This window comes from Rhizobium sp. 10N414 (assembly GCF_056394785.1).
In genome coordinates this window covers 66,719-74,367 of the sequence record NZ_JBFTIN010000030.1, presented here as the reverse complement: position 1 = coordinate 74,367, position 7,649 = coordinate 66,719, and the positions used below count along the sequence as shown (strand labels likewise).

Genomic DNA, 7,649 nt, shown 5'->3' with positions numbered 1-7,649 from the left:
GCGGGTTCTGGATGGCGAGAAGATAGCGGCGCTGTGCCGCGAATTCGGCATCTCCCGCAAGACCGGTCACAAGATCATCAGCCGCTATAACGACAGCGGTCTGGAAGGACTGACAGATCGATCGCGACGGCCTTACCGGCACGCCAATCAGCTTCCTTTCCAAATCGAGAAGCTGATTGTGCGGACCAAGCMGGACAAGCCCAACTGGGGCGCACCGAAGATCAGGGAGCGGCTGGCGCGGCTGTATCCGGATGTTCACACGCCGGCGATCTCAACCGTGCATGCCGTCCTCGACCGCAACGGCCTGGTCAAGCACGGTAGGCGGCGGCGCAACCGGGCTGAAGGAACAGCACTCTCCAATCCTGGGCTGCCCAACGACCTGTGGTGCGCCGATTACAAAGGCGAGTTCATGCTTGCCGATAAGCGCTATTGCTACCCGTTGACGATCACCGACTTCGCCAGCCGCTATCTTTTGGCCTGCGAAGCGTTGCACACGACCAAGGAAGTCTACGCCTTCACCGTTTTCGAACGCGTCTTCAAGGAGTTCGGCCTGCCCAAGGCGATCAGAACCGACAACGGAGTGCCTTTCGCTAGCCCCAACGGACTGTTCAATCTGTCTCGGCTCGGCCGCCATGAACGCATGCATCTGACACTGAAACTTGAGACAACCAAGCCGGCCGGAGACAATTTCCTGCAGCAGCAAGCCCGCTTCGACGACTTCGTCGAGGAGTTCAACAGCGAGCGGCCCCACCAGGCGCTCAACATGGCCTACCCGGCAGAGCGCTACGACGCGTCACCGCGCGCCTACCGCGGCCTACCCGATCTCGACTACCCGTTCCACGACCAGACAGTCACCGTCACAACATGCGGACGCATCTGCTACAAGCGGAAGAAGATCAATCTCAGTCTGGTCTTCGCCGGTCAGGCCGTCGGCATCAAACAGGTCGAAGACCATATCTGGCTGACAAGCTTTATGGACTACGATCTGGGATACTTCGATGATGAGACATGCAGGCTTGAACCTTTGCCGAACCCTTTCGGTCCAAAAGTGTTACCTATGTCTCAGGAATAAAACGTAACCTATGTGTCCAGAACGGACCCGGAATTCAATGGCTGGGGCGCCAGGATTCGAACCTGGGAATGCCGGTACCAAAAACCGGTGCCTTACCGCTTGGCGACGCCCCACCAGAGCTTGAAAGCGGAGACCCGCTTGCCAAATCGACGCCTGCTTAGCAAAGCTCGCTTGACGTCACAATCATTAAGTTTCGGGCCATTGCATATTTCTGTGCGCATTTTGCGTCACCATGCTAGGTCTCGCGTCAGCCGTCCAGGACGATGGAGTAACGATGAGCCAGTACCGCGCCCGCCCGCCTGCCCTCGCAACGCTGCTGCTCGACGATGCCGTGGTTCGGATCACGCGCTGGGACTTCGAGCCGGGAGCCGATACGGGCATCCATACACATGGGATGGGCTATGTCGTCGTGCCGATGACCGATTGCCAGTTCCTGCTGGAGGAAAAGGACGGCAGCCGCAGGGTCGATATTGCCAAGGGCGCTGCCTACCGCCGCGACGCCGGAATCGAGCACAATGTCGTCAATGCCGGCGATCAGCCGATGTCCTTCATCGAGATCGAATACAAGTAAATGGCAAGTCCCGAGTTCAATTTGGCCTTCGAGCCCGCCTATGGCCAGGCCGTGCCTGTTGCCTCAGACGTGCAGCGCATTACGGTCAACAATCCGAGCGCCTTCACGTTTCACGGCACGAACAGCTACATCGTCGGGGATCGCTCCGTGGCGGTCATCGATCCTGGGCCGGAGGACGAGGCACACTTGCAGGCATTGATGGCAGCGCTCGATGGACGCGAGGTCACCCATATCTTCATCAGTCATACCCATCGCGACCACTCCCCGCTGTCTCGGCGCCTGCAGGCGGCGACCGGGGCGCGGATCGTCGCCGAGGGACCACACCGCGCTGCCCGGCCACTGCATCAGGGCGAGATCAATCCCTTCGCCGAAAGCTCGGACCTGGAATTCCGGCCCGACGTCACAATCGGCGACGGCGAGACGATCGAGGGCGACGGCTGGGGGCTGACGGGCGTGTTGACGCCCGGGCATACCGCCAATCACGCGGCCTTCGCGCTCGAGGGAACCGGGATCCTGTTTTCCGCCGATCATGTCATGGGGTGGGCTACCTCCATCGTCGCGCCGCCCGATGGCTCGATGGCCGACTACATGGCCTCCCTCGACAAGCTGATCGAGAGGCACGACCGCCTGCTGCTTCCCGGACATGGCGGCCCCGTCCGCAAGCCGATCTCTTTCATGCGAGCCCTGAAGACGCATCGGCGGATGCGCGAACGCGCCGTGCTCGGCCGCATCCGCGCTGGCGATACGAACATCCCCGACATGGTGAAGGTGATCTATCGCGAGACGGATCCGCGCCTGCATGGCGCTGCCGCGCTTTCGGTTCTTGCCCATATCGAGGATCTGGTGGAGCGGGGTGAGATCGAAACGGATGGACCGCCTGCCCTTTTCGGCTCCTACCGACCTGCAACACGGAAATAGCTTACGTCGGCGCCTGTATTTGCCGACGACAAGCCTGTCATCGTCTTCGATGGCAGATATTGAGGCGAACGAGGCTAGCTGCCAGCGATGCCGAGCAATTCGGAATCGAGCGCCTTGAGGTAGTTCTCCGCGATATCGGCGCTGAGGCCGAGATCATGCGGGCCGTAGCGCGAGGCGACCCTGACGTCGACGAAGGTGGTTTCCGCTTCCTCCCGCAAGCGGATGACGATGTCGAAACGCAGGCCGAGAACCAAGGTGCGGGTTTCGCCCTGCAGCGTTACGCCATTGGCCCGGCGAATCAGCTGCGCAACGTCGTCGTCGTAGGGCCGTGGCGTCGGGACCGGCACGGCTTCTGGCGCCTCAGCAACCGCGGCGTCATCTGGCTGCGGCTTCGCCGGTCGCTTCTCGAGATCGGGGCTTGGCTCGCTGTCACCGTCGGCGCGGGTAATGCGGATGCCATTCTCCTTGGCGACCTTCTTGACGGCTTCGAGCACGCGGTCGATAGCGCCGTCGTAGCGACGGCCTGTGAGTTCCGGGTAGGCTTCGAGCTGCTTTTCGCGGTCCTCAGGCGTGACCGCCGGCTCTCGCTTCAGCCAGATCTGATCTGCGTTCGGCGTCTTCAGCCAGTCCGGCGCCGAGACGATATCGGTTGACACGTCGTAGATCGCCGGCAGCGCGAAATAGCGTTCGGCGGCAATCCCGCCGATGGCGAGCGGAAGGGCCACATAAATCAAGGCTTTCAAGGCATCGAGCCCGCCTTCGGCACCCGTCAGCCAGAGGCTGCGCAGCCCGGCAACGGCAAGCAAGGTCCCAAGCAGCGCGAAGCCCGCGGAGACGAGCAGAACCAGCACAAGGTATGGCGTAGAAAGGCCGGCGAAGCGATGACCAACCAAAGCCGCAAGGCAGAGAACCAGGGCAAACGCTGCGAAGCGCCGCGAGAAGCGGGCAGCATTTGAAACAGGGCGGTCGAAACGGATTGCCATCAAACTTACCGGTTACTCGCAAGCGGCGCGTCCCGCATGAACGCGCAAAATCGCCCTCCACTTGTTTAGTGCAAGATTCGCCTAAATTGAAACTGTTGTGTCATTCCGATGGGCGCAATCCACGGGGAAGACGACAATGGCGTGCGTAAGCATTTTCTGATATTCCTTGATTTGCAGTTGTATGGTTTGGGTCGCAACCGACCAACAGGAGAAGGGCAATGATTGCACCGGAGCCCGCATCGGGAACCCAGTCGCCGACGCTGGGCGCAGCCGATCATGCAGATCCGCTTCTGCCGATAGAGCTTCTGGAACTGGAATTGTCGCTCGACGGATACGATGGCAAATCCGACTTCTGCGAAACCGTCCGCGTAGCATCCGCCAAGGCTGGCGGAGAATTCCTGTTTGATCTTCCCGCCGAGGGATTGATGGACGATTGCAAGCGCATTGCAGTGCTGCGCATCCCGTCCATGAGCGAACAGATGCGTGTCGTTCTTGCCGTGCTGGATCACAGCGGCACGGAAATCCGCATGGAAGCGCCGGATCCTGCGACGGCCCACCTCATCCGCTTCGCCGACGCCTTCATCAAGGTTCTTGAACGGTTCTGAGCTAGAGCCTTTCGGCTCTAATCGCGTTGCGCCGCTGCTTCAGCCAGGCTGCGGAACGGGAATTTGCGCCCGCACTCACAATTGATCATGGAAGTTTCCTGATGGTTGGAGGCGCGCTGGATGAAGAAGCCGCGCGGTAGATGATCGACGCTAAAGCCCGGATGCTTGCGCTTCGGATCATCCGTCTCGGACGCTTCCGCAAAGCCGGCGTTGCCGCATTGCGGGCAGGTCAGTTTCTTCGAGAATCGATCGCGTAGTGCCATGTTTATCTTCCAATGTCGTCCGAGCCGTCTTCTTACAGACGATCCTCCACAGACGGAAGGCCACAGGCGTTGAAAGCAGCGATGCAAGCGCACCGCTTCGGCCTAAGTTATTCTTTTGGTTGACTGTAACCGCCGATTGGCGTCATCTGATGGCGCAGAGTTTTGATTGCAGAGACATGTCGATGCGTACGCTCGTTTTAGCTCTCGCGCTTGCCGCGCTATCAATCGGCCTCTCGGCCTGCCAAACAATGACGCCGGAAGAGCGGCGCGCCGCCGACGAGGCTCAATGCTTACGCTATGGCTTCCGGCGCGGCACGGAGGGCTTCGCGACCTGCATGCAGCGCATCGATCTCTATCGCCGTGCCCAGGCGCGTTACGACAGCGATATGCTCATGTTGCAGATGTCCTATGATCTCGACCGTCCTTACTACGGTCGCGGATACGGGCGCCATTGGTAATCACCGCCTGCGCGGCGGCAAGCCGGGCAATCGGCACGCGGAAGGGTGAACAGGACACGTAGTCCAATCCGATTTCCTCGCAGAAATGGATGGATACCGGATCGCCGCCATGTTCGCCGCAAATCCCGAGCTTCATGTCATTGCGCGTGCGCCGACCGCGTTCGGCGGCAATGCGGATCAACTCCCCGACACCGTCGAAATCCAGCGAAATGAAGGGATCGTGCTCGATGATCCCCTTGCGCTGATAGGTCGGAATAAAGGCGGATGCATCGTCGCGCGAGATGCCGAAGGTTGTCTGCGTCAGGTCGTTGGTGCCGAAGGAGAAGAACTCCGCCGCTTCGGCGATGATATGGGCCCTGAGGGCTGCACGCGGCAGTTCGATCATCGTGCCGACCAGGTAGTCGATCCGCATGCCGGCCTCCGCCATGACGTCCCCGGCGATGGCGTCGATGCGCTCCTTGACGTAGTCCAGCTCGGAGCGCAACCCAACCAGGGGCACCATGATCTCGGGCACGACGGCAGCACCCGTTTCATGGGCTGCCGCGACCGCCGCCTCGAAAATGGCGCGCGCCTGCATCTCGACAATTTCAGGGTAGGAAATCGCCAGTCGGCAGCCGCGATGGCCGAGCATCGGATTGAACTCATGCAGCGCATCGACGCGCTGGCGCAGTGCTGCAGCGTCCATGCCCATTGCGGCGGAAACGTCGGCGATCTCCTCGTCCGTCTTCGGCAGGAATTCGTGCAGCGGCGGATCGAGCAGACGGATCGTCACCGGCAGGCCGTGCATGACGTTGAACAGGCTGGTGAAATCGTGGCGCTGGACCGGCAGCAGGCTATCGAGAGCGGCGCGGCGGCCGGTTTCATCCTCCGCCAGGATCATCTCGCGCATCAGATGAATGCGGTCGCCCTCGAAGAACATGTGCTCGGTGCGGCAAAGGCCGATGCCCTCGGCACCGAAGGAGCGAGCCGCGCGCGCATCAGCCGGCGTATCGGCATTGGTGCGCACGGTCATGCGCCGCGCCCGATCGGCCCATTGCATGATGCGCCCGAAATCGCCGGAGAGCTCCGGCTGGATCATCTGCACGTCACCCTTCAACACCTGCCCAGCCGAACCGTCGATGGTGATGACGTCGCCCTTCTTCAGCGTGACGCCGACGCCGATCAGCCGCTCGTTGCGGGCGTCGATGCGCATGCCACCAGCGCCGACCACGCAGGGGATGCCCATGCCGCGTGCGACAACGGCGGCATGGCTGGTCATGCCGCCACGTGTCGTCAGAATGCCCTCGGCCGCGTGCATGCCGTGGATGTCTTCTGGACTGGTCTCGACACGCAGCAGGATAACCTTGCGCCCCTCCTCGGACGCTGTCACGGCCTCCTCGGCGGTGAAGACGATCTCGCCGGTCGCCGCGCCGGGCGAGGCCGGCAGGCCGGTGCCGATGATCTCGCGGGTAACACGCGGGTCAATCGTCGGGTGCAGGAGCTGGTCCAGTGACGAAGGTTCGATGCGAAGCACCGCTTCTTCTTCGGTGATGAGTTTCTCATCTACCATGTCGACGGCGATCTTCATCGCAGCGCGCGTCGAGCGCTTGCCCGCGCGGGTCTGCAGCATCCAGAGCTTTCCGCGCTCGATGGTGAACTCGATGTCCTGCATCTCGCGATAATGCGTTTCAAGCTCGGAACAGATGCCTGACAGCTCCTTGAAGGCATCCGGCATCAGCTTTTCCATCGACGGTCGTTCGGAACCGGAGCTGATGCGTCCCTCCTCGGTAATGCTCTGCGGCGTGCGGATGCCGGCAACCACATCCTCGCCCTGCGCATTGACGAGGAATTCGCCATAGAGCGATTTATTGCCCGTCGACGGATTGCGCGTGAAGGCAACACCGGTCGCGGACGAATTACCGTGGTTTCCGAAGACCATCGCCTGGATGTTGACCGCCGTGCCCCAGCCTTCGGGAATATTGTGAAGCTGGCGATAGGTGACTGCGCGGACGCTCATCCAGCTGGCGAAGACGGCGCCTACAGCGCCCCATAGCTGCACCTCGGGATCTTGAGGAAACTCCTCGCCCAGCTCCTCCTCAATCAGGCTCTTGTAGAGCGAGACCACGTGCTGCCATTCGTTGGCGGTCAGTTCGGTATCAAACTCATAGCCGAGCCGCGCCTTCTCGTCCTCGAGGATCTCCTCGAACACCTCGTGATCGAGACGCATGACGACGTCGGCATACATCTGGATGAAACGGCGGTAGCTATCCCAGGCGAACCGTGCGTCGCCGGCATCGTGGCCGAGCGCTTGTACGGTTTCATCGTTGAGGCCGAGATTGAGGACGGTGTCCATCATCCCCGGCATCGAAACGCGCGCTCCCGAGCGCACGGACAAGAGCAGCGGCCGATCGCCCGCGCCGAACCGCCGGCCGGTAATTTCTTCGATCCCTTGAATGCCCGCGCGGACCTGTGCCTTCAGCTCTTCTGCAATCTGCCGTCCGTTCTTGTAGTAGGCAGAGCAGGCGCCGGCGATGATCGTCAGACCAGGAGGGACAGGCAGACCCAGGTTGCACATTTCCGCGAGGTTTGCGCCTTTGCCGCCCAAACGCTCGCCCTCAAGGGCACTACCCTCTGCCTGACCATTGCCAAATGTATAGACCCACTTGGTCATATTCCCCCCAACACCAAATCCGGATCAACTTAATCCCTTGGTGTTGAAATGAAAATCGACAAATGCGGCCGAAATGTTGCGGCGCACAATAACTGCGACAGACTGAAGCGATTGAGGGGAGAAAAAGCT

At 61.1% G+C, this 7,649-nt stretch carries 8 protein-coding genes and 1 tRNA gene; 5 read left to right on the top strand and 4 right to left on the bottom strand.

Annotated features, from left to right (window positions below):
* Nucleotides 1–1,072 (top strand): helix-turn-helix domain-containing protein (locus tag AC1DE4_RS23200; RefSeq protein WP_477883299.1); only part of this gene is annotated, 1,072 nt, incomplete at its 5' end.
* 38 nt (nucleotides 1,073–1,110) lie between these two features.
* Here the strand turns inward: AC1DE4_RS23200 and AC1DE4_RS23195 are convergent.
* Nucleotides 1,111–1,185, bottom strand: a tRNA-Gln gene (locus AC1DE4_RS23195).
* 161 nt (nucleotides 1,186–1,346) lie between these two features.
* Here AC1DE4_RS23195 and AC1DE4_RS23190 point away from each other — a divergent pair.
* Together AC1DE4_RS23190 and AC1DE4_RS23185 are read left to right on the top strand one after the other, a co-directional pair.
* On the top strand, nucleotides 1,347–1,643 hold the full coding sequence (locus tag AC1DE4_RS23190) for a cupin domain-containing protein (protein WP_018860464.1): 297 nt from the start codon (nucleotides 1,347–1,349) through the stop codon (nucleotides 1,641–1,643).
* On the top strand, nucleotides 1,644–2,561 hold the full coding sequence (locus AC1DE4_RS23185) for an MBL fold metallo-hydrolase (RefSeq protein ID WP_018860463.1): 918 nt from the start codon (nucleotides 1,644–1,646) through the stop codon (nucleotides 2,559–2,561).
* A gap of 74 nt (nucleotides 2,562–2,635) precedes the next feature.
* On the opposite strand, the gene AC1DE4_RS23180 is transcribed toward AC1DE4_RS23185, so the two are convergent.
* Nucleotides 2,636–3,544 carry a DUF1499 domain-containing protein gene (locus AC1DE4_RS23180; protein WP_018860462.1) on the bottom strand — a complete coding sequence of 303 codons (909 nt, stop codon included), beginning with the start codon at nucleotides 3,542–3,544 and terminating at the stop codon, nucleotides 2,636–2,638.
* A 218-nt stretch (nucleotides 3,545–3,762) separates the two neighbouring features.
* Between AC1DE4_RS23180 and AC1DE4_RS23175 the strand changes: the two genes are divergently transcribed.
* Complete coding sequence (locus AC1DE4_RS23175; RefSeq protein WP_018860461.1) at nucleotides 3,763–4,149, top strand: hypothetical protein; 387 nt, start codon at nucleotides 3,763–3,765, stop codon at nucleotides 4,147–4,149.
* Nucleotides 4,150–4,166: 17 nt separating this feature from the next.
* Here AC1DE4_RS23175 and AC1DE4_RS23170 read toward each other — a convergent pair whose 3' ends face one another.
* Nucleotides 4,167–4,412, bottom strand: a complete 246-nt coding sequence (locus AC1DE4_RS23170) for a hypothetical protein (RefSeq protein WP_477883297.1) — start codon at nucleotides 4,410–4,412, stop codon at nucleotides 4,167–4,169.
* Between the two features lie 182 nt (nucleotides 4,413–4,594).
* Between AC1DE4_RS23170 and AC1DE4_RS23165 the strand changes: the two genes are divergently transcribed.
* Entirely contained in the window at nucleotides 4,595–4,870 is a 276-nt protein-coding gene (locus AC1DE4_RS23165) for a hypothetical protein (protein ID WP_083929893.1), read from the top strand.
* On the opposite strand, the gene ppdK is transcribed toward AC1DE4_RS23165, so the two are convergent.
* Entirely contained in the window at nucleotides 4,803–7,520 is a 2,718-nt protein-coding gene (gene ppdK, locus AC1DE4_RS23160; protein ID WP_018859032.1) for a pyruvate, phosphate dikinase, read from the bottom strand. The two genes, AC1DE4_RS23165 and ppdK, sit on opposite strands and share 68 nt — an antisense overlap.
* Nucleotides 7,521–7,649: the final 129 nt, after the last annotated feature.

Bases quoted from the DNA above. Each gene is read 5' to 3' on its own strand.
- AC1DE4_RS23190 (WP_018860464.1), top strand. From the start codon at position 1,347: ATGAGCCAGTACCGCGCCCGCCCGCCTGCCCTCGCAACGCTGCTGCTC.
- AC1DE4_RS23185 (WP_018860463.1), top strand. From the start codon at position 1,644: ATGGCAAGTCCCGAGTTCAATTTGGCCTTCGAGCCCGCCTATGGCCAG.
- AC1DE4_RS23180 (WP_018860462.1), bottom strand. From the start codon at position 3,544: ATGGCAATCCGTTTCGACCGCCCTGTTTCAAATGCTGCCCGCTTCTCG.
- AC1DE4_RS23175 (WP_018860461.1), top strand. From the start codon at position 3,763: ATGATTGCACCGGAGCCCGCATCGGGAACCCAGTCGCCGACGCTGGGC.
- AC1DE4_RS23170 (WP_477883297.1), bottom strand. From the start codon at position 4,412: ATGGCACTACGCGATCGATTCTCGAAGAAACTGACCTGCCCGCAATGC.
- AC1DE4_RS23165 (WP_083929893.1), top strand. From the start codon at position 4,595: ATGCGTACGCTCGTTTTAGCTCTCGCGCTTGCCGCGCTATCAATCGGC.
- ppdK (WP_018859032.1), bottom strand. From the start codon at position 7,520: ATGACCAAGTGGGTCTATACATTTGGCAATGGTCAGGCAGAGGGTAGT.